We start from the raw sequence: 19,460 nt of genomic DNA, 5'->3' as shown, positions 1-19,460 counted from the left end.
TGTTATTTTTGTCATGTCTAATTATAGTTGGAGGACAGTGGGGAGATGAAGGTAAAGGAAAAGTTATCAGCTATATATGTAGTAAAGATAAGCCTGATGTTATAGCAAGGGGAGGAGTGGGACCAAATGCAGGACATACTGTAAATGTTAAAGGAAAGAGTTATGGAATAAGAATGGTTCCAACAGGATTTCCTCATAAAGAGGCAAAATTGGCTATTGGAGCAGGTGTTTTAGTTGACCCTGAAGTTTTACTAAAAGAGGTTGAGATGTTAAAGGAATTCAATGTAAAAGAGAGATTAATTGTAGATTATAGAGCTGGGATAATAGAGGAGAAGCATAAATTAATGGATAGACAAGATGAACACCTATCAAAAGAAATTGGAACTACTGGCAGTGGATGTGGGCCAGCTAATGTAGATAGAGTTTTAAGAATTTTGAAACAAGCTAAAGATATAGAAGAATTAAAAGAATTTTTAGGAGATGTATCTGAATTGTTAAATGATACATTAGATAATGGTGGAGATGTTTTAATTGAAGGAACACAAGGGACATTTTTATCTTTATACTATGGAACATATCCTTATGTAACATCAAAAGATACAACAGCTTCAAGCTTTGCAGCTGATGTTGGAATTGGCCCAACAAAAGTGGATGATGTCTTAGTTGTTTTTAAAAGTTATCCTACAAGAGTAGGAGCAGGCCCATTTCCTACTGAGATGAGTGAAGAAGAAGCAGAAAGATTAGGATTGGTTGAATATGGAACAGTAACAGGCAGAAGGAGAAGAGTTGGTTATTTTGACTTTGAAATGGCTAAAAAAGCTTGTAGATTAAATGGAGCTACTCAAATAGCAATAACAGGATTGGATAAGTATGATAAAAGTTGTTATGGAGTTAGAGAGTATAATAAATTAACAAAAAAAGCAAGAGATTTTATAGAAAAAATTGAAGAAGTTACAAAAGTTCCTGTTACTATAATCTCAACAGGTCCAGGAATGAATCAGACAATTGATTTAAGAGCTGAAAAATTATAAATTATATTTTTTTGTGAAATTATGGATATTGCAATAATTTTGGGATTGTTGGTAGCTGTTTTATATGGTGTTGGAACTTTTTTTGCTAAAATAGTATGTGAAAAAAATCCTCTTTTTCAGTGGATAGTTGTTAATATTGTTGGAATTATTTTAACATTATTTTTAATATTCAAATATAAGAACATAATTGTTAATGATGCAAAAATAGTTTTATATGCAATAATAGCAGGAATATTTGTAGTTTTAGGTTCATTAGTTTTATATTATGCTTTATATAAAGGCAAGGCAAGTATTGTTGTTCCTATATCATCTATTGGTCCAGCTATAACAGTTATTCTCTCAATAATATTTTTAAAGGAAACTCTCACAATTAATCAAGCTATAGGTGTCATTTTAATTTTAATTGGAATTATATTATTATCATTCTATTGAGGAATAAAGATGATTTATATTGTGGGGATAGGTCCAGGAGATAAGGAGTATTTAACAGATAAAGCTAAGAAAGTTGTGGATAGTTGTGATATAATAGTTGGAAGTAGAAGAGCTTTAAATCTTTTTGATATAGAAAATAATAAAAAGATAGAGTTATCTAAAAATTTATTAAATGAGTTAAAAGATATTATAAAAATAAAAGATAAAAATATAGCTATTCTTTCCACAGGAGACCCATGTTTTAGTGGTTTATTAAAAACTCTATTAAAGTTGGGAGTAGATAAAAAAGATATTGAAGTTGTTTCTGGAATATCTTCTATTCAAGTAGCTGCTGCTAAGTTAAAAATATCTTGGGAAGATTTTACAATAGTTACTCTTCATGGAAAATCTGAAAATATAAAAAAATTAATAAATCTATTAAAAAATAAAGAAAATGTTATTTTTTTACCAAACAATTTAAAAGAAGATGCTAAAATATTAATAAATTCTGGTTTAAATGATGATTTAGAGATATATGTTTTAGAAAATTTAACATATCCAAATGAAAAAATAAGGAAGATGAAGTTAAAAGATATAGCCAAAAATAATTTTTCTTATTTAACAGTTTGTGTATATGTGAGAGAATGAACAAGTTCATACTAATTGGATTAGGTGGATTTTTTGGAGCAATATTGAGATACATTATTTCAGGAATCTTTACAAAATATAACTTCCCATTAGGGACTTTGGCAGTTAATCTAATAGGTAGCTTTATATTGGGATTTTTTATGTATTCATCTCTTTTTTTACCTATTCCCTCAGAATATAGATTTTTTATAGCAGTTGGTTTTTGTGGTTCTCTAACCACTTTTTCTACATTTTCTTATGAAACATTTACTTTAATAGAAGAGAATGAAATTTTATTAGCAATAATAAACATATTTATAAATGTTGTTGGATGTTTATTTATGATATTCTTAGGTAGATTATTAGCATTATATATTGTGAGAGTATGAAAGTAAAAATCTTAAAAATTTATCTTAGAGAAGATGACAAATATCACGGAGAACCAGCATACAAACACATAATAGAGATTTTAAAAGAAAATAATATAAGTGGTGCAACAGTATTTAGAGGAATTATGGGATATGGAGTTAGAGGTATATCAACTTTTGATATTTTAAGGTTGTCTTTAAATCTTCCAGTTGTTATTGAATGTGTTGATATTGAAGAAAATATAAAAAATGTTCTACCTAAGATTTATGAAGTTGTTGGTGAAAATGGATTAATTGTTTTACAAGATGGAGAAGTATATAAAAACAAATAAAGGTGAAATCTTGATAGAAAAGATAAATAAATTTTTTAAAGAGAAAGAATGGTTAAAGATATGCTTAATTATAATTTTTTTAATGTTTTTAAGTTTTCAATTAAGAGCTCAAACAGCAGATATGAAATTTGCTCAAAATAATGAAATTTTAAAAAAGATGTTTTCAGATGAACATGGGAGAATGTATCTTTTAGCATTAGACCCATACTATTATTTAAGATTATCTGAAAATCTGTATTATAAAGGGTATATTGGAGAAACTTTAAAAGTAATAAATGGAAAGTTAGTACCTTATGATTCTATACAATATGCTCCTCCAGGACATCCTGTAAGTTGGGAACCTCCAATAATCTGTTTGGTTGAAGATTTCTTATATATTATCTGGCATAGTTTTGATAATACAGTAACAATAATGAATGCAGCATTTTGGTTTCCAGCATTGTTAAGTGTGCTTTTAGGGATACCAATATTCTTCATAGTTAGGAGAGTAACAAACAGTAATATTGGTGGATTAGTTGGGGCTATAGCTTTAATAACAGCTCCTAATTTGTTCTCAAAGACAGTTGCAGGATTTGCAGATACACCTATATTTGAAGTTTTACCTATTCTTTATATAATATGGTTTATTTTGGAAGGATTACACTTTATAGATAGTTCAGCATTTAAAAGTAAAAAAATAGATTTAACTAAAATATATTTAGGAATTTCTTTCTTAGTTGTTTTAATAACTGGAGTTTATCTAAGTTATATTGCTCAAACTTTTGAAATTGTCAGAGCAGCAATATTCTTCTACATCTTTTCTATACTATCTATATTAGCTGGTTTAATTATTATAGCTTATAAATACTTTAAAAATCAAGACATTGAATTTGAGATGTTTATTGGTTTAGCTGTTTTAACAACAGTTTTAGCTCCAAAAATGTGGGGAGCTTGGTGGTATGGTTTTGATGTAGTTGCTATATTTTTAGTAGTATATCTAATTTTAATATCAGTATTAAAAAATGTAAGAATAAGCTATATCAATCTTCCAAATATTAAAAATGCATTTTTATTAGCAGGATTATATTTAGTTGGCAGTTTAGCATTAATTTCCATAATCTATGGAGCAAATATGGCTCTATCTCCAATATTGTCTCCTATAGGAATGCAAAAAGTTTTATCATCAAATACTTATGTTCTTCCATCAGGTTGGCCTAATGTCTACCAGACAGTTGCAGAGTTACAAAAACCAAACTCTTTCAGAGAGATATTTATAGATGCTATTGGAAGAGTAGATTATGGAGTATTAGGAATTTTAGGAATTTTATCTTCATTTATTATATTAAGAAGAGAAAAAATAAGTTTAGATATAAAATATTCAATTTTATTAACTATTTGGTTGACTATTACATTGTATGCTTCAACAAAAGGTATTAGATTTACATCATTAGCAACTCCTCCATTAGCAATAGGTTTAGGTATTATTGCTGGGCAAATTGATAGAATCTTAAGAAAATATGAATCATCTATTTATGGAATAGGAATTCCAATAGTACTATTTGGATTATTTATATTGGCTAAATATTCTAATAAACTTCCAAATCTATTAGTCCCAAGTATGTATGTTCCTATAGCTGAGTTCATATTATTGGTTTCATTAGCATTACTGTTTGTATATAAAATAGTTGATATATATACAACTTTGAAGGACAAGAAAGAAACTATAATTAAAGTATCATCTGTATTATTGGCTATTGGATTAGTTGTGCCAATGGTTGCAGCAGTTGTGCCATTTACAACAGCACCTACATTTAATAATGGATGGAAAGAAAGTTTAGAATGGATTAAAGAAAATACTCCTAACAATTCAGTTATAACCTGTTGGTGGGATAATGGGCATATATATACATGGGCAACAAGAAAGATGGTTACATTTGATGGAGGTTGTCAAAATACTCCAAGAGCCTATTGGGTAGGGAGAATCTTTGCAACAAGTAATGAAAGCTTAGCAGTTGGAATAATTAGAATGATAGCTACAAGTGGAGATAAAGCTTATCAAAAAGATGGAATATTATGGAACTATACTCATGGTAATGTCTCAATGATAGTAAAAATATTAAATGAGATTCTTCCAGTTGATAGAACTAAAGCTTATGATATCCTAGTAAATAAATATCACCTAAAACCAGAAGATGCTAAAACACTTCTTAACTACACTCATCCAGAACATCCAAATCCAGATTATCTAATAACATACAATAGAATGACAGATATTGCCCCAGTATGGAGTATGTTTGGATTCTGGAACTTCTCTTTACCACCAAATACTCCAAATGAAAAAAGAGAAAAAGGAGCTTTCTATAAAGGTATATCAAAAGAGTACAGCAATAATTTAGTTGTAGCAAATATAAGGTTAGGTAATCTATTGTATTCTGTAGTTATAAATGGAAGTAATGTCTCAACATATATTTTAAGAGAATATTATGGTCAATACCAACCAGTTGGTAAATTTAAGCTACATAAAGTTTATATAATGTATCCAAATGGAACAGTTGTTGAGAGAATAGTTGATAAAGATGGAGAATTATCTTTATTTGTTAGATTAAAAGAAAATGGATATGGTTGGAGTTGGTTAGCAACAAGAAACTTGGAGGATAGTATATATGCAAGATTACACTTCTTAGATGGATATGGACTAAAACATATAAGATTAGTAAAAGAAAGCTTTGACCCAACAAATCCAGGAATTCAACCAGGATTTAAAGTATATGAAGTTGATTATGGAAAAGAGTATTTACAATAAATCTTTTAATATTTTAATTTCTTTTTTTATATCAACATTTTTCACCAATCTAACATTAAAAGTATCATTTGAATAATTACCAAATAAAACAAACTCTTCTCCTAAGATGGTATTTAATTCTTCCAAAGATTTGTTAATGATATTTTCTTTAATATCTTTTAGTAGTTTTTCAACTTTGTTATCATAAGCTCTACATATTACATTGTCTGTTCCATCATCCAATATAAAAGATAATGTTAAAACATCTTTTCCCTCAATTCCACATTCCTCACAGTAATTATCAACTCTTTTTTTACAGTTTGGACATATCTTTACAACAGGGCCTGATAAAAGTTTGACTATTGCTCCTCTTATCTCAGCATTTTCTCCTTCTACTAAATCAGCTATAAACTTTCTAAATATTCCATTTTCAATAACATCTACTCTTCCATATTTTCCTAAAACTAAATCTTTATAATTGTCTCTTTCTCTAATTTTTGCATTTAGTATCTTTATTGTATCTCCTTCTTTTACATTTACTTCTCTATCATCCCACACAACCAATCTAATTCTTCCAGTGTCATCTTCAACAATTATATTTTTTACAGTTCTTATATCATCATTAATTAAAACTTCATTTATATATATATCTACAACTTTCCCAATAAGATTTATATTATCAATATCTCCCTCTAAAATATCTCTAATTTTATAAAACTCTATATTAAACTCAGTTTCTCCAAGTTTTTCAATTTCTGTCTCAGATGTTGCATTTAAATTAATAATTTCTTCTCCATCCTCTGTATAATAAACATTAACTTTACAATTCTTTATTTTTACTTTGTCTCCTTCTTTTACTTCATCTAATAAAAATCCTCTTGAACTCCAGAAATTTATATTTACTTCTCCTGTCTCATCTTCTAACAATACAGATATAAACCTTCTTTTTTCATCATTGATATATCTATATTTTTTACCACTAATCGCTTTTATAATTCCTTCAACACTTACAACTTCATTGTCATAATTTTTTAGTTCATTTATTTTTACTAATGGACTTTCAGGGACTTCACCTTTCTCTAATATCTCTACTTCCTCAGCTGTGCATTCTAATGCATCTTCAAAGTAATAGTTTTTTCTAATAAATCCCTTAACTTTTACTTTATCTCCTTTTCTTACATCAACTTTCAAAGCTAAGTCATCCCACAAGGTAACTCTTATAATTCCTGTTCCATCATCCAATATGAAAGATTTAAATCTTCCAATTTTATCATTTCTTTTAAATTCTTTTAATGGATATGCTGAAATAACATTTCCTATTATAGTTGCTCTCATCCCAGGTTTTAGTTCTTCTATATTATATACTTCCTTAATTTCTGGGAGCTCTTTTTTATGACTGTCTAATATATTAATAGTTGTATCTTGGTAAGATGTGAGTTCTAAATTGTCTCTCCATTTTTTTGCTCTTGCTCTTTTTATTTTTAAAATATCTCCAACCTTTATATCTTTTTTAGCTAAATCATCCCATAATGTTATAGTAATCTCTCCTGATTTGTCTGCTATAACTACCTTTTTATAGTGTCCTTCACTACCATCCTTTTTTTTGTAAGTTTTTAAAGGAGATACATCTTTAACAATTCCAACAACTTCAACATTTATCTGTCCTTCTTGGATATCTTTTATTAAAAAATCTTCTACATCCTCTTTTAGATTTATCCCATACTCTTTAGCAATTATATTTAAAGCAGCTTCCTCCAATAAAATTCCTCCATATTCATCAATTTTCTCTTTAATTAATTTATCTAATTCTTCTACTGATATTCCTATCTTCTCAGCCAACATCTTTTTTAAATCCATAAAAATCACCAAAATCTAAAAAAATATGAAATATATTGTAATTAAATATATTATTAAAATAATAGCCCCATCAACTCTACTAATTTTGTTTTTTAATGAAAATATATAAATTAAAGCTGATAGTATAAATAATGATAATATCCCTAAGTAGTTGGAAGGTAGATGATAAAACACTGCTGGCAAACCTAATGCAAATCCTACATCAATTATATTACTTCCTAAGATATTACCTAATACTAATCCTCCTAATTTTCTTTTTGCAGATATTATAGAAACCATCAACTCTGGAAGAGATGTTCCAATAGCTACAAGTGTAAATCCAATAATAAAGTCTGGAACTCCAAAAGCCTTAGCTAATCCTTTTGCTCCCTCAACTAAAAACTGTGAGCCAGACAAAACAGCTCCTAATCCTATAACCAACATAATAATAGAGAATGGTAATGAGAAATCTTTATTATTGTTGTTTTCTTCTACCTTACCATCAGATATTGTCTTTTTTAAATAAAGTAATGTTAATATTAATAGTATAATTCCATCAATAGTATCAAATCCATTAATTGACAGGATTGTTAAAATAACTATCAAAATTATATAATAAGTAATATTTTTTTTTAATTCTTTATTTAATAATATAGGTGATATTACTGCAGATACTCCTAAAATTAGGCCTATATTGCATACACATGAACCAATAGCATTTCCAACAGTTATTCCTGGGGAGTTTGTTAAAGCTGCATAAATAGATGTTACTATCTCTGGAAGAGATGTTCCAATAGCTACAACAGTAGCTCCAATAACAAAATTTGATACATTAAAAAATTTTGCTAATCTTTCAGCTCCTAAAACAAACCAATCACTACCATAATACAACAAAATTAGTCCAAGAACAAAATAAATAATATCCCATATTAGCATCTTTATTCCTCAAATATCCCTTTTGTTATTAAATTATTTAAAATTATACATAAGAGAGCTATCTTTTTTGGAGTTGTAGTTATTGATGTATGTATTTTATTATCATCTTTATGGAATCCTACTAAAATAGATGCAACTCTCTCCTCATCAGCTGGTAGAACTCCAATAGATATCCTCCCATCATATCCAAAAACTGTCCCTATATCAATTATCTTGTGCCTCTTTATTCCTAAAACTCTATATTCTTTATTAACTTTTTCAGCTGTTTTTACACTCTCTTCAAGTAGTATCTTCAAAAGTGCAGAAGATTCAAGATTCATCCAGATATAAACCTCATCATTGTTGTTTTTCATATGATATAAAATTTTTTTATTTTTTAAGGCAACTCCTAATTTTTTGTTTGTTTTATTTAGAATATAATACAACAGTTTCACCCCCATTTCCTAACTCTAATAAGTTCTACCTCTTCCCCCCCTTCTACATCTCCATTAAAATCAACTAATAAGGCTCCTTTTGTTCCAAATGTTTCTTTAATTATTCCAACAATATTTTTATCTTTTATATATACTCTCTCACCAATAAGTTTCTCAGCTGATTTTTTTGATGTAGCTAATCCTTCTACTACTAATTTATTTTTTCTTTTAACTACTTTTCCTTTTTTAACTGACAATTTTTTTAATTCAACATTGTCAAATCCAATAACTTCTCCAATTCCAGCAATTCTTAAAGTTGTTGCTGGTAAATCTAACCTTAAAATTAATATTTTATCTCCCTCTTCCATCATAACTTTTTTTTCTAATTCAAATAAACAATAACATTCATCTCCTGCTTTTATTTCATTTAAAACAATATTTTCCTCTTTATTATCTATATTTAATTTTTTAAATGGATATATCCTGGCTGAAATTGTTAATAAACCAATGTTAAGATGCACTTTCATTTTAGGTGTTAAATTATATTTAAATATATCTACAATTTTTATTTTTGCAACAAATTTATCAGTTAATTTAAGATTGTTCTCTAAACTTGATAATACACAACCTCTAAATATCTGTTCTGGCTCTATTCCAGATAAGTTCATTCCTACTCTATTTCCTGCCTTAGCTTCTTCAACATTCTCCTTAAAACATTGTATAGATTTAACTTTAACCTCTAAATTTGTAGGATATACAATTAATGTATCTCCAACTTTAACTTTTCCCTTTAAAATTGTTCCTGTCACTACTGTTCCAATACCTTTTATTTTAAATGCATGGTCAATAGGCATTTTAAAAAAGTTATTTACATCCCTTACAATTGTTAAATTATCTAATGTCTCCTTAATAATTTTTTTTAATTCATCTATTCCATCCCCTGTTTTTGCAGATATCTCCACAATTTTAGAGTTTTTTAAATTATTTGTTGAATCTAAAATAATTTTCATTAATTTTTTTGTTCTTTCAATCTCTTCCTTACTTGCTATATCTATCTTATTAATAACTACAATAGTGGGAATATTCAACAAATCTAAAACAATTAAATGTTCTCCTGTTTGGGTTTTTGGTCCTTCTTTTGCATCTACAACTAATAAAGCTAAATCTATAATTTTTCCTGCATTAACAGCAGTTTTTATTAGTTCTGAATGTCCAGGAGCATCTACCAATGTTATTCTATACTTATCCAAAATAAAAGAAGAAAATCCCAAATCTATTGTTATTCCCCTTTCTCTTGATTCTTTTGGCTTATCTAATGCAGATGTTGAAATAATTTCACTTAATCTTTTGGCTAATTCTGTTTTTCCATGGTCTATATGACCAAATAATCCAATATTTATATTCATGGTTATCACTTTTTCAATCTTTTTAAAATAAACCATCTCACAGGTTTAATTTTTAAAAACTTTATTTTAGCTTTCCTTATTGTTCCAGAAACTCCTAAACAAATAATATTTATTGGTTTATCTTTATACTTATTAACTAAAATTAAAGATGTTTTTACAAAATCAACATTATCCCTTTGGCATCTAACAATACCATAAGGATATTTGTAAAAAACTAACCAAGGATTTGATTTAGATGTTCCCCATTGTCCATAGTACTCTAAAACAGCTTTTCTAATAAGATTAACAACTTCCCCCTCTGACAGTTCTTCTTCATATATAATTTTAAAAGCAATATATCTTTTTTTTTCTCTTAGTGTTGGTGGTAGTGTTTTTAACATAGTTATCATCATTACATACATAAATACAAACACAAAATTTTATTTAATATATGCTGAAATTATATAATAATATGTTATTGGTTACTACATGATGTATGTATAGGGGGTAGTTGTATGACTACAAGACTATTAGAGAAAGCTAAAAAACTTGAGGAACTAAGTCAAAAATTATACAAAAAATATAACAATAAAGAAGAAAATAAAGAAGAGACTGAAAATGAAAATAATGAAAATGACTTGGATAGTAATAAATTAGAAGAAGAAAATGAACAAACTTTAGACATACAAGAGGGTGAAAAAACACTACATCCAAAAGAAGAACAATTTCAGATAAAGTTAGATGATAGTGTAATTTCTGAATTAAAACATTTGAATGAGAAACTTGATAAATTAATTGAATCCTTAGGAAAAACAGACAAAAATTTCAATGATATGATTAATCTACTAAATAAAATATTAGAAAAATTAGAAAATATCACTAAAAATAATCATATTCCTGAAGAAGATATAAATAAAATTGTTGAAAAGGTTAAAGTTGTCTATGATTCTGCCAAAGAAGAGATTATAAATAAAATTGATGAAGTTATTAGTGCAATTAAACAGTACAATGACAAATTAGATATACTGGATAAAAAAGTTGATATTACTGTTGAGCATATAGATATTATCTATAAAAAAGTCAAAGAAATAGTAGAAATTGGAGGAATTAAAGTTATTGATTTCTTAAAGATGATAAAAGAAATATATGATGGAATTAAAGAAGTAAAAGAATTAGTTATGCAACAGTCTCCTGGAAATATTGATAGAGCTATTGACATTATTGACAATCTTAACAAGAAAATAGATAATTATATAAATGAGTTAAAAAATGATATAAATTAATAATTTACAAAACAAAAGTCTATATTATTTAAATATACTAATGGTGTAATAAATGATAGAAAAAATACTAATAGAAGTAAATAAAACAGAAGGTATTAATGGTAGTTTAGTAGTAGGAAAAGATGGATTAGTTATTGCTTCACAACTACCTGGAAATATTGATGCTGAATTAGTAGGAGCTATGACATCAGCTGCTTATGGAGCAGCTGAAAGAACAGTATCAGAAGTAGGAATGGGTAATTTATACCAAGCAATGATAGAAGGAGAACATGGAAAAATACTTATGGTAGATGCTGGAGAAGCAATATTGGTGGTATTAACAGAAGAAAAAGTTAATTTAGGATTAATAAGAATTATAATTAGAAGAGCAGCTGAAAAAATTAAGGCAATGTTATAATTTAAGTTCAATTAATACTTTTTTCAGTGTTCTATTATTCTTACAGTTTATTTTTTCATTAAAAACTTTTATTATTTCAAATTTTTCTCCTTCATATATTCCAGATGGAGAACAATATTTATAATATGGGCATTCATAGTTGTCACATTTTATAGGCTCAAAATGTAAAGTCATCCCTTCCAATGCCTTCTTAGCATCAACCATAATAGTTAAATTTGCTAATTTAACCTCAACTACTTTAACACCTTCATCAAAAATTGGACATGGATGATTTGAAGACCTAACAGAAACTATCTTATATATCCTACCTTTTTCAAGATTACCATGACATAATTTTTTAAATCTACATTTTTCACATTCATCTAATTCTCCAACATATAAAAATTCTTCTCCTGTTTTAGCCAACTTACTGCCAATAAGTGTAATCATTTTATAACCTCTCAATCTTTTTTAAATAATAAGATTTAACTTCTTTTTTAAATTTGTCTAAATCTAAATAATAAGGTTTATGCTCTTGAAGATATATTGCTCTATCTCCTAAAGCTGTTAAGAAATCTAAAGAGCTTGTAACTATAATAAAAGCACTTTCTCCTAATAGCTCTCTATTTTCCATAATTATATCAGATAAACTCCTTACACCTTCAAACCACTTACTTAAAACTCCTGAAACCAACAAATTAACAGCTGAGTTATCTTCATCAATCAATATTAATTTTGTTTTGTTTTTTATAGCTCTCTGTATTTGATAAGCCATATACATAGAGCCAGAAGCTGTTCCATAAACTGACTTTGGAGTTCCTCTAACACCAGGAGGTAGTTTATCAAAAAATAAAGAAATATCTTGTCCAGTCATCTCCATACTTCCAGTTGTAGCTCTTGCCAATGATTTTGTTGTAATTATAAACTCTCTTCCATCCCCAATTAAATGGTCATCTTGTCCAGAGTAAATAGCATTTAATAGTGTTGTTTTTCCTTGTGCATTCCTCCCAGTTATAATAAAAATTTCCTTCTTTTTTATTCCCAACCCTTTTATTTCCTTTCCATATTTTGGAGTTATTTCAATTGGATTTAATTCTTCTGGGCATACAAAGGGAATATTTATTTCCTTAGGTCCAGCTATTCTGTAATGTTTTCTCACTTCTGTATATTTTCTTGCAGGTTTTGAGTTATTTCCAATAAAACAAACTAATCCCAATTTGTCTAAATTTTCTCTAATATACTTCTGATTAATGATATTCTTAGCTTCTTCAATTAAAATATTTATATCTATATTCTTAATGAATTGATTTAACTCTAACAAAAGAGAATCTATCTTTTTGGCTATTTCTTTCTCATCCTTTTCTTTAAAAATCATTCTTAAAAGGAGATAAATTTTATCTTCCTTAATGTAGTTGTATTTATCAACTCTCCATAAATTATAGCCTATATTTAAATCACAATTAACAACAGTTAGAGGTTCATACAGCTCTCTATATCTCCTACTAAAATATCCAGCTAAGTTAATAAATCTTTTTTTACTAATAATCTCTTTTTTTATCTCTTCAATAACTCTTTGTGTTGCTCCTTCTATTCCATCTATGTACTTTTTTAACTTTAAAAAGTTTTTATTTTGGAAAACAGTAGGAATAACAACCTTTAAATTGCCATCAGGTTGTTTAACAGCATAATATACTTTATTTTTATTATTTTTTGTTAGAAGCTCTTTATTCAAATATTCATTATTTTTTATGTTTTTAATTATATTTTCAATGTTCATACTTATAGCTCTAAAACAATTTTATCAATTATATTAACAATTGGCATAGGATTATGATATGCTCTTGCAGAATATACTTTAATGTTATGTTCTTCCAAAGTTTTTATAAAATCTTCATTGATGGATTTTCCAAATACAATAGCATAAGTATCAACATTTAACAATTCTTTATATGTTATTGTGTATGAAACTTCACTATCTTTATTTACAAAACTTATAATTTTATCAATATTTAGCTCTTTTATAATTTTTAGACCTTTATCTATATTTACAACACCTACATTGGATAGATAGTATTTATCAATATCAGCAATATCTAACAGTTTAATAGCTGAAAAATTAGCAGCTATTACTATCTCTTTATTCTCTTTTTTTAATTGGGAAATTAAATATAATGTTGAAGGAATTAACAAAGGTGGCTCTGGACATCCTACTATAACTAAAATCAAGATACATCACCAAAATTTAATTATATCTAATAAACTTTTTTTGTCTTTTTTTCTTTTTTTATTTTCATTATTTTCTTCTTTAATATTTTTATTTAGTTCATCTAAATTAATTTTTAGAACAAAGGTTCCATAACATGGTTTTGTGTATGGAAATATAATATAGTTATCTTCATAAGCTACTGGAATTGGAGATATTCCAATCAAAAATATTCCTTCTATTATTTCATCTCCAGCTTTCTTTTCTACAATATTCTTAAAGTTTTTTCTTATATATTCTGCACAATCTTTAAATCCACCTTTATATAATATTTCATAGTTCAATTTATCAATACATGCCATAACACATCAACTTTAATTTATACTTTAATTTATATTATTTATTATAACTTTAATCTTTAATCTATATTATTATCTTCTACCAACTTTTTATTTCTTTTTTCTTTTTTCTCTCTTATGTATGGAATTCTATAAATCTTACCACACTCTAAACAAGTTATTACAACATGAGGATACCTCTTAGATTTTATCCTAATTCTTACATTCTTCCCAGGAATCCAGAAAGTTAAACATTTTTTGCAAAATCTTCTTTTCCATTTTTTAGGCATTTTTATTCTAACTTTCATAGCTATTTTTCTTGCTAAATACACATATCTTTTAGCTCTCTCCCAGTTTCCTCTTTTTGCCTCTTTCTCAGCTAAACTCATTAAAATGTCAATTCTTTCCTTAGCAATCTTTTTTATTTTTTTATTTTCCTTCCTCATATATATCCAAAACCTCAAAGTTGTAAAATTTAGCTTTTCTTAAAATTTTTTCATCTCTTTCAGTTACAAAAATAATTCTAACTTTTCTATTTGTTGATATTGGAAGAGAATAAACCTTGTCTAAATTTTTAAATATTTTTTCCATCTTTTTTAGGCATCTTCTTTTATCTGTTTCAATCTCTACAATTATTAACTCATCTTTATTTAAAAAAACAATATCTGGTCTAAAATTTAAATTTAGTTTAAGTTCTTTACTTTCTATATATGCACTTCCTTTAAATTTTTTTAATAATTTATCTCTAACATAGCTATGTAAAAAGCTCTCATTACCTATTTTTTTAGAATATAAAAAGATTTTTAAATTTTCTATTGCATCTCTTATCTCTCTACTATCTAAATTTTTGTTTATTTCTTCCAACTCATAAATTATTTTTTCTATTCTCTTAATAGTTTCTTGCATTTTTTCACTAACTTATCTAACTCAACCAATGCCTGGATTGGAGTTAAATTGTTTATATCTAAGTGTGCTAAATATCTAACTATTTCATTATCTCCTGAGGATTTCTCTAATTTGTTGTAGATTTCATAAGCTCTCTCTATCACTTCTTTTGGTAAAACTAATTCAGCTATTTTAATACCATAACTCTCAGTACTTGCTCCTCTCTTAATTTTTCTATCAAACTCTATTAAGCCATCTTTTTCAATAATTCCAAAGTGATAATTTTTAACACCTTCTAAGATTCCCTCTAACTCTGAAAGTTCATGATAGTGTGTTGCAAATAAAGTTTTTGCCCCCAATTTATGGAGATACTCAACAATTCCCCAAGCTAAGCTCACACCATCTTTATTGGCTGTTGATTTACCTACCTCATCCAATAAAATTAAACTTTTACTTGTAGCATTTTTGAGTATTTGAGCTACTTCTGAAATTTCAACCATAAAACTACTGTATCCTCTGGTTATGTCATCAACTGTCCCAATCCTTGTAAATATTCTATCTACAACTCCAATAACAGCAGATTTAGCAGGGACAAAGCATCCAATTTGTGCCATAATTGTTATTAATGCAGATGTTCTTAAATATGTTGATTTTCCAGCCATATTTGGGCCAGTTATTAAAATAATCCTACTATCTTTTTTTAAAATGATATCATTAGGGACAAATTTAGTATTTAGCTCAACAGTTGGATGTCTTGCATCTTTAATATTTATTGTATATCCATTATACACCTTTGGTTTAGTATAGTTGTAAAGAACAGAAACTTCTGCAAAAGTAGATAAAACATCCAATTCAGCTATTTTTTTTGCTACTTCTCTAATATCCTCTACTTTTTCTTTAACCTTATCTCTAACATAAATAAAGAGTTCATACTCTAAATTTTTTATTTTTTCATCATTTGCCAATAACTTCTCTTCTAACTCATCTAACTCATCTATCTTATATCTTTCTGAGTTTGCCAATGTTTGTTTTCTTTTGTAGTATTTTGGCACTAACTTTATTTTAGATTTTGGCACTTCTATATAAAATCCAATAACTGAGTTGTATCCAATTTTTAATTTTTCTATTCCTGTCTTAGCTCTTTCTCTTTCTTCAATATCTTTTAAAATCTTCTCTAAGTTATTTTTTAATTCTCTTAATTCATCCAATTCTTTGGAGAAGTTATCTTTTATTATTCCTCCATCTTTTATATTAATAGGTGGGTCATCTACAATAGCTTTCTCTATTAACTCTTCTACATCCTCTAAACTTTCTATACTTTCAACAATGTTATTCAACATTTTGGAATTAAATTTAAATTTTTTAATTTCTTTGATGAATTTTAAGGAATCTTTTAATGCAACCAAATCCTTTGGAGATGCCCTTTCATACTCTATTCTACTTGCAATTCTTTCAATGTCATAAATATCCTTTAAAATTTCTCTTAGATTTTCTCTTAAAAATGATTTGTTGTATAGTTCTTCAACACTTTCTAACCTTCTTTCTATTTGCTCAACATTTAATAATGGTCTCTGTAACCATTTTTTTAGTAATCTTGAACCCATCGGTGTTTTAGTTTTATCTAAAACCTCCAATAAAGAACCTCTTTTAGAGTTATCAACTAAATTTTTAAATATTTCCAAATTTTTTAGAGTAGTGGAATCTAAGAGCATATACTCCTTTGCTATGTATGTTTGAAGATATAGTTTTAGATGCTTAACTTTCAATGATTCACTTATATATTTCAATGCTGCTCCAACAGATAATAAGCTCTCCTTTGATAAATTCAACTCTTTATTGTTATTTATAAATTCTTCAATTAAAAATTTAGCTTCATCTAAATTATAATAGTTCTCAACTAATGGATGGACAACATCTACTAACTTTTTAATCTCATCTATATTATCAAAATCTCTTGGTAATATAACTTCAACAGGAGAAAACTTCAATATCTCAGCAACTAACTCATCAAAAGTATTTACTGTTGTTGTTAAAAACTCACCAGTTGAGATATCAATAAGTGAAATTCCATACTTCTTATCTTTATATATTGACATTAAATAATTACTTTCTCTTGTTAAAAACTCCTCTTCTATTAAAGTCCCAGGAGTTATAACCCTAACAACTTCCCTCTTAACTAAACCCTTAGCTGTTGATGGATTCTCAACTTGCTCACAAATTGCTACTTTATAACCTTTCTCAATTAACCTTCTAATATAAGGGATAACTGCATGATAAGGAACTCCTGCCATTGGATGTTTTTTATCTCTTGATGTTAGAACTATTCCTAATTCCTTAGATGCTATTTTAGCATCTTCATCAAACAATTCATAAAAATCTCCAACTCTAAAAAATAATAGACAATCTTTATACCTCTCTTTAATTTTGTAGTATTGTCTCATCATTGGTGTTAATGACATAAAAATCACTCATATATGTTAATTTAAATAGGTTCATTGAATGTGAAAAATTAAATAAAATAATAACTCATAAATAAAATTAAATTAGATATTAGATTAAGCCCATATAAAATAAAATCTGAAATAAATTGAAATATAAAATTTAATAAATGTTATTTTATTTTTTTCATTTTTTCTTAAAATTTTTAAATTGTTTTAAAATTTCTTCTTCAGTTGGAACTTTAACATTATATTTCTCTGCTAAATTTTCATCAATTTTTATTTCTTTATTTTTATTGTTATATTTAATAACCTTTTCTCTTAAGGTGTCAATGTTATTAACAAAGATTACAATTGTCTCAGTTATCATAAATATTAAAACTAAGGATAGCAATGAATAGACAAATATCTCTAATATACTTGAAAAATTTTCAAACAAATAAAAACTTAGAATAGCAGGATATACAAAAACAAAAATATATATTACTCTTTTAATTAAATTTTTATTGAATAAATTTATTTTTATGTTATCAAATTTATAAACTAATATAATTGCTAAAACAAATAGTGGAAATAGCTCTAATTTTAAAAATAAGCTAATTATTAATTCTAAAATTAGAATATATAATACATATTTTTTTTTATTTTCATATATAAGTCCAGATATAAATATAGATAAAAAAGAAGGTAATAATTTAAAAATGCTTAGTTTAAATATTAATACATGTAATATCATTAAAATTATCCAAACTAAAATTGAATAAAATAATCCTAAAAATAGTATTAGAACAGGAGACAAACAAATTCCTGGAGTATTATAGAAATGAAACATATTTTTTATAGTTATAAAAAAATTAATACTTACAAAAAATATAAAAATAGTCCAAAAAATAAAAATAAATTTAACTCTCTTATTTTTTATAATCATTTTTTACCACTCAAAATTTTTAAGGTCTCTACTATAATTCTTTCTTTTTCTTCTTTATCTAATAATTTTATATTATATTTCTTTAATAACTCTTTGTCTATCTCTATTTCATTACTTTTAATATCTACAAATTTTAAAATTATCTCTCTTTTGAAGCCTTCATAATTAGATATTATAAATTTCATTATTTCAATGTTAAATATTACAAAAATTGAACCAATAATTGTCATAATTGTTCTCTCTAAAATATAATCATGGATAGCTTTCTTATACATATCTGGTGGTAAATGTAAATATATTATCCCTAAAATAGAGCCATATAGATGGTCTGTCATAACTGTTATAAAACAGAAAACTAACACAGAAACTAAAAATTTAGGTGTATTTTTAGAAAATAGATTTTTTGATATTTCATCTTTTAAAGTTAGTATTAATAAGAATGAAATAATTGAAAATATTGGATGATACCACACAATCTTTCCAACATCAGTAAAATAAAATATTAATAATCCTACTCCAAAAATTATTGCTGGAATTTTCCATTTTCCCTCTGAAAGATAGCTTGCTACTATAACAGACAATATTGGAGGAACAATTGAAAAAATTCCAAAATATAATGCCTTAGGATGAAAAATACAGTAATATATAAATAGTATAATAATAACTAAACTACCATATATGGGTCCTAAAACTAATCCTAACATTGGTGTAAGTGAAGGATATAAATTGATACATGAAGATGAGCCAATCATCTTGAATTTAATGAATTTTATAATTGAAAACATAAATATAATACACCAAATAAAAGACAGTAGCAAAAATCTTTTATTCTCTCTCAAATATTTGAATAAATTCATGATAAATCCCTAATAGTAACTATTAACTAATCTATTAACTAATTATATTATG

The 19,460-nt window shown here is 26.5% G+C and carries 22 protein-coding genes; 8 read left to right on the top strand and 14 right to left on the bottom strand.

The features are described from left to right. Positions 1-8: 8 nt before the first annotated feature. From ACPB8Q_RS03410 to ACPB8Q_RS03385, 6 genes are read left to right on the top strand one after another with little or no spacing between them, the layout of a single operon-like run. Positions 9-1,031 carry an adenylosuccinate synthetase gene (locus tag ACPB8Q_RS03410; RefSeq protein WP_423793271.1) on the top strand — a complete coding sequence of 341 codons (1,023 nt, stop codon included), beginning with the start codon at positions 9-11 and terminating at the stop codon, positions 1,029-1,031. Positions 1,032-1,052: 21 nt separating this feature from the next. Further along, positions 1,053-1,463: an EamA family transporter gene (locus tag ACPB8Q_RS03405; RefSeq protein WP_423793270.1), complete on the top strand. Its 411-nt coding sequence runs from the start codon at positions 1,053-1,055 to the stop codon at positions 1,461-1,463. 9 nt (positions 1,464-1,472) lie between these two features. Then, positions 1,473-2,090 carry a cobalt-precorrin-7 (C(5))-methyltransferase gene (locus tag ACPB8Q_RS03400; protein ID WP_423793269.1) on the top strand — a complete coding sequence of 206 codons (618 nt, stop codon included), beginning with the start codon at positions 1,473-1,475 and terminating at the stop codon, positions 2,088-2,090. Further along, a complete protein-coding gene (gene crcB, locus ACPB8Q_RS03395) occupies positions 2,087-2,458 on the top strand; it encodes a fluoride efflux transporter CrcB (RefSeq protein WP_423793268.1) in 372 nt (123 codons plus the stop codon). The genes ACPB8Q_RS03400 and crcB overlap by 4 nt, the downstream gene beginning before the upstream one ends. Beyond that, positions 2,455-2,769: a DUF190 domain-containing protein gene (locus ACPB8Q_RS03390; RefSeq protein WP_423793267.1), complete on the top strand. Its 315-nt coding sequence runs from the start codon at positions 2,455-2,457 to the stop codon at positions 2,767-2,769. Before crcB ends, ACPB8Q_RS03390 begins: the two co-directional genes overlap by 4 nt. Beyond that, positions 2,744-5,551 carry an STT3 domain-containing protein gene (locus ACPB8Q_RS03385; protein ID WP_423793266.1) on the top strand — a complete coding sequence of 936 codons (2,808 nt, stop codon included), beginning with the start codon at positions 2,744-2,746 and terminating at the stop codon, positions 5,549-5,551. The genes ACPB8Q_RS03390 and ACPB8Q_RS03385 overlap by 26 nt, the downstream gene beginning before the upstream one ends. Here the strand turns inward: ACPB8Q_RS03385 and ACPB8Q_RS03380 are convergent. From ACPB8Q_RS03380 to ACPB8Q_RS03360, 5 genes are read right to left on the bottom strand one after another with little or no spacing between them, the layout of a single operon-like run. Beyond that, positions 5,543-7,387 carry an OB-fold nucleic acid binding domain-containing protein gene (locus tag ACPB8Q_RS03380; RefSeq protein WP_423793265.1) on the bottom strand — a complete coding sequence of 615 codons (1,845 nt, stop codon included), beginning with the start codon at positions 7,385-7,387 and terminating at the stop codon, positions 5,543-5,545. The genes ACPB8Q_RS03385 and ACPB8Q_RS03380 overlap by 9 nt on opposite strands. Before the next feature lie 15 nt (positions 7,388-7,402). After that, a complete protein-coding gene (locus ACPB8Q_RS03375) occupies positions 7,403-8,302 on the bottom strand; it encodes a calcium/sodium antiporter (protein ID WP_423793264.1) in 900 nt (299 codons plus the stop codon). Between the two features lie 2 nt (positions 8,303-8,304). Next, positions 8,305-8,736: a hypothetical protein gene (locus tag ACPB8Q_RS03370; RefSeq protein WP_423793263.1), complete on the bottom strand. Its 432-nt coding sequence runs from the start codon at positions 8,734-8,736 to the stop codon at positions 8,305-8,307. Beyond that, positions 8,733-10,121 (bottom strand): selenocysteine-specific translation elongation factor, encoded by a 1,389-nt coding sequence (selB, locus tag ACPB8Q_RS03365; protein ID WP_423793262.1) that lies wholly within the window; start codon positions 10,119-10,121, stop codon positions 8,733-8,735. The genes ACPB8Q_RS03370 and selB overlap by 4 nt, the downstream gene beginning before the upstream one ends. A 5-nt stretch (positions 10,122-10,126) precedes the next feature. Continuing rightward, entirely contained in the window at positions 10,127-10,501 is a 375-nt protein-coding gene (locus tag ACPB8Q_RS03360) for an Rpp14/Pop5 family protein (protein WP_423793401.1), read from the bottom strand. A gap of 114 nt (positions 10,502-10,615) precedes the next feature. Between ACPB8Q_RS03360 and ACPB8Q_RS03355 the strand changes: the two genes are divergently transcribed. Both ACPB8Q_RS03355 and ACPB8Q_RS03350 read left to right on the top strand, forming a co-directional pair. After that, on the top strand, positions 10,616-11,383 hold the full coding sequence (locus ACPB8Q_RS03355; protein WP_423793261.1) for a hypothetical protein: 768 nt from the start codon (positions 10,616-10,618) through the stop codon (positions 11,381-11,383). A gap of 52 nt (positions 11,384-11,435) precedes the next feature. Continuing rightward, entirely contained in the window at positions 11,436-11,780 is a 345-nt protein-coding gene (locus tag ACPB8Q_RS03350) for a roadblock/LC7 domain-containing protein (RefSeq protein WP_423793260.1), read from the top strand. Here the strand turns inward: ACPB8Q_RS03350 and ACPB8Q_RS03345 are convergent. The 9 genes from ACPB8Q_RS03345 to ACPB8Q_RS03305 all read right to left on the bottom strand — a co-directional run bounded on the left by ACPB8Q_RS03345 (position 11,775) and on the right by ACPB8Q_RS03305 (position 19,336). Further along, entirely contained in the window at positions 11,775-12,209 is a 435-nt protein-coding gene (locus ACPB8Q_RS03345; protein WP_423793259.1) for a UPF0179 family protein, read from the bottom strand. The genes ACPB8Q_RS03350 and ACPB8Q_RS03345 overlap by 6 nt on opposite strands. Before the next feature lies 1 nt (position 12,210). Then, positions 12,211-13,536 (bottom strand): P-loop domain-containing protein, encoded by a 1,326-nt coding sequence (locus ACPB8Q_RS03340; RefSeq protein WP_423793258.1) that lies wholly within the window; start codon positions 13,534-13,536, stop codon positions 12,211-12,213. 2 nt (positions 13,537-13,538) lie between these two features. Continuing rightward, positions 13,539-13,985 carry a DUF1890 family protein gene (locus ACPB8Q_RS03335; RefSeq protein ID WP_423793257.1) on the bottom strand — a complete coding sequence of 149 codons (447 nt, stop codon included), beginning with the start codon at positions 13,983-13,985 and terminating at the stop codon, positions 13,539-13,541. Positions 13,986-13,991: 6 nt separating this feature from the next. Beyond that, a complete protein-coding gene (locus ACPB8Q_RS03330) occupies positions 13,992-14,324 on the bottom strand; it encodes a DUF1894 domain-containing protein (protein ID WP_423793256.1) in 333 nt (110 codons plus the stop codon). Between the two features lie 56 nt (positions 14,325-14,380). Next, positions 14,381-14,746 (bottom strand): ribonuclease P protein component 4, encoded by a 366-nt coding sequence (locus ACPB8Q_RS03325; protein ID WP_423793255.1) that lies wholly within the window; start codon positions 14,744-14,746, stop codon positions 14,381-14,383. Continuing rightward, the gene (locus ACPB8Q_RS03320) at positions 14,730-15,206 is read right to left on the bottom strand and encodes a hypothetical protein (RefSeq protein WP_423793254.1); all 477 of its coding nucleotides are present in this window, start codon (positions 15,204-15,206) and stop codon (positions 14,730-14,732) included. Before ACPB8Q_RS03320 ends, ACPB8Q_RS03325 begins: the two co-directional genes overlap by 17 nt. Next, on the bottom strand, positions 15,182-17,644 hold the full coding sequence (mutS, locus tag ACPB8Q_RS03315) for a DNA mismatch repair protein MutS (RefSeq protein WP_423793253.1): 2,463 nt from the start codon (positions 17,642-17,644) through the stop codon (positions 15,182-15,184). Before mutS ends, ACPB8Q_RS03320 begins: the two co-directional genes overlap by 25 nt. Positions 17,645-17,810: 166 nt before the next feature. Continuing rightward, positions 17,811-18,455: a hypothetical protein gene (locus ACPB8Q_RS03310; protein ID WP_423793252.1), complete on the bottom strand. Its 645-nt coding sequence runs from the start codon at positions 18,453-18,455 to the stop codon at positions 17,811-17,813. Between the two features lie 92 nt (positions 18,456-18,547). Next, positions 18,548-19,336, bottom strand: coding sequence for a hypothetical protein (locus ACPB8Q_RS03305; RefSeq protein WP_423793251.1), 789 nt, complete (start codon positions 19,334-19,336; stop codon positions 18,548-18,550). Positions 19,337-19,460: the final 124 nt, after the last annotated feature.

It is taken from the genome of Methanocaldococcus indicus, from assembly GCF_049554935.1.
GTDB lineage: Archaea > AGJL01 > Methanococci > Methanococcales > Methanocaldococcaceae > Methanocaldococcus > Methanocaldococcus indicus.
Note: the sequence above shows the minus strand (reverse complement) of the source record. Positions and strands in the feature narration are given on the sequence as shown.

Excerpts from the sequence above, each read along its gene's own strand:
- ACPB8Q_RS03405 (WP_423793270.1), top strand. The coding sequence starts at position 1,053 with ATGGATATTGCAATAATTTTGGGATTGTTGGTAGCTGTTTTATATGGT.
- ACPB8Q_RS03400 (WP_423793269.1), top strand. The coding sequence starts at position 1,473 with ATGATTTATATTGTGGGGATAGGTCCAGGAGATAAGGAGTATTTAACA.
- crcB (WP_423793268.1), top strand. The coding sequence starts at position 2,087 with ATGAACAAGTTCATACTAATTGGATTAGGTGGATTTTTTGGAGCAATA.
- ACPB8Q_RS03390 (WP_423793267.1), top strand. The coding sequence starts at position 2,455 with ATGAAAGTAAAAATCTTAAAAATTTATCTTAGAGAAGATGACAAATAT.
- ACPB8Q_RS03385 (WP_423793266.1), top strand. The coding sequence starts at position 2,744 with ATGGAGAAGTATATAAAAACAAATAAAGGTGAAATCTTGATAGAAAAG.
- ACPB8Q_RS03380 (WP_423793265.1), bottom strand. The coding sequence starts at position 7,387 with ATGGATTTAAAAAAGATGTTGGCTGAGAAGATAGGAATATCAGTAGAA.
- ACPB8Q_RS03375 (WP_423793264.1), bottom strand. The coding sequence starts at position 8,302 with ATGCTAATATGGGATATTATTTATTTTGTTCTTGGACTAATTTTGTTG.
- selB (WP_423793262.1), bottom strand. The coding sequence starts at position 10,121 with ATGAATATAAATATTGGATTATTTGGTCATATAGACCATGGAAAAACA.
- ACPB8Q_RS03360 (WP_423793401.1), bottom strand. The coding sequence starts at position 10,501 with ATGTTAAAAACACTACCACCAACACTAAGAGAAAAAAAAAGATATATT.
- ACPB8Q_RS03355 (WP_423793261.1), top strand. The coding sequence starts at position 10,616 with ATGACTACAAGACTATTAGAGAAAGCTAAAAAACTTGAGGAACTAAGT.
- ACPB8Q_RS03350 (WP_423793260.1), top strand. The coding sequence starts at position 11,436 with ATGATAGAAAAAATACTAATAGAAGTAAATAAAACAGAAGGTATTAAT.
- ACPB8Q_RS03345 (WP_423793259.1), bottom strand. The coding sequence starts at position 12,209 with ATGATTACACTTATTGGCAGTAAGTTGGCTAAAACAGGAGAAGAATTT.
- ACPB8Q_RS03340 (WP_423793258.1), bottom strand. The coding sequence starts at position 13,536 with ATGAACATTGAAAATATAATTAAAAACATAAAAAATAATGAATATTTG.
- ACPB8Q_RS03330 (WP_423793256.1), bottom strand. The coding sequence starts at position 14,324 with ATGGCATGTATTGATAAATTGAACTATGAAATATTATATAAAGGTGGA.
- ACPB8Q_RS03325 (WP_423793255.1), bottom strand. The coding sequence starts at position 14,746 with ATGAGGAAGGAAAATAAAAAAATAAAAAAGATTGCTAAGGAAAGAATT.
- ACPB8Q_RS03320 (WP_423793254.1), bottom strand. The coding sequence starts at position 15,206 with ATGCAAGAAACTATTAAGAGAATAGAAAAAATAATTTATGAGTTGGAA.
- mutS (WP_423793253.1), bottom strand. The coding sequence starts at position 17,644 with ATGTCATTAACACCAATGATGAGACAATACTACAAAATTAAAGAGAGG.
- ACPB8Q_RS03310 (WP_423793252.1), bottom strand. The coding sequence starts at position 18,455 with ATGTTTCATTTCTATAATACTCCAGGAATTTGTTTGTCTCCTGTTCTA.
- ACPB8Q_RS03305 (WP_423793251.1), bottom strand. The coding sequence starts at position 19,336 with ATGTTTTCAATTATAAAATTCATTAAATTCAAGATGATTGGCTCATCT.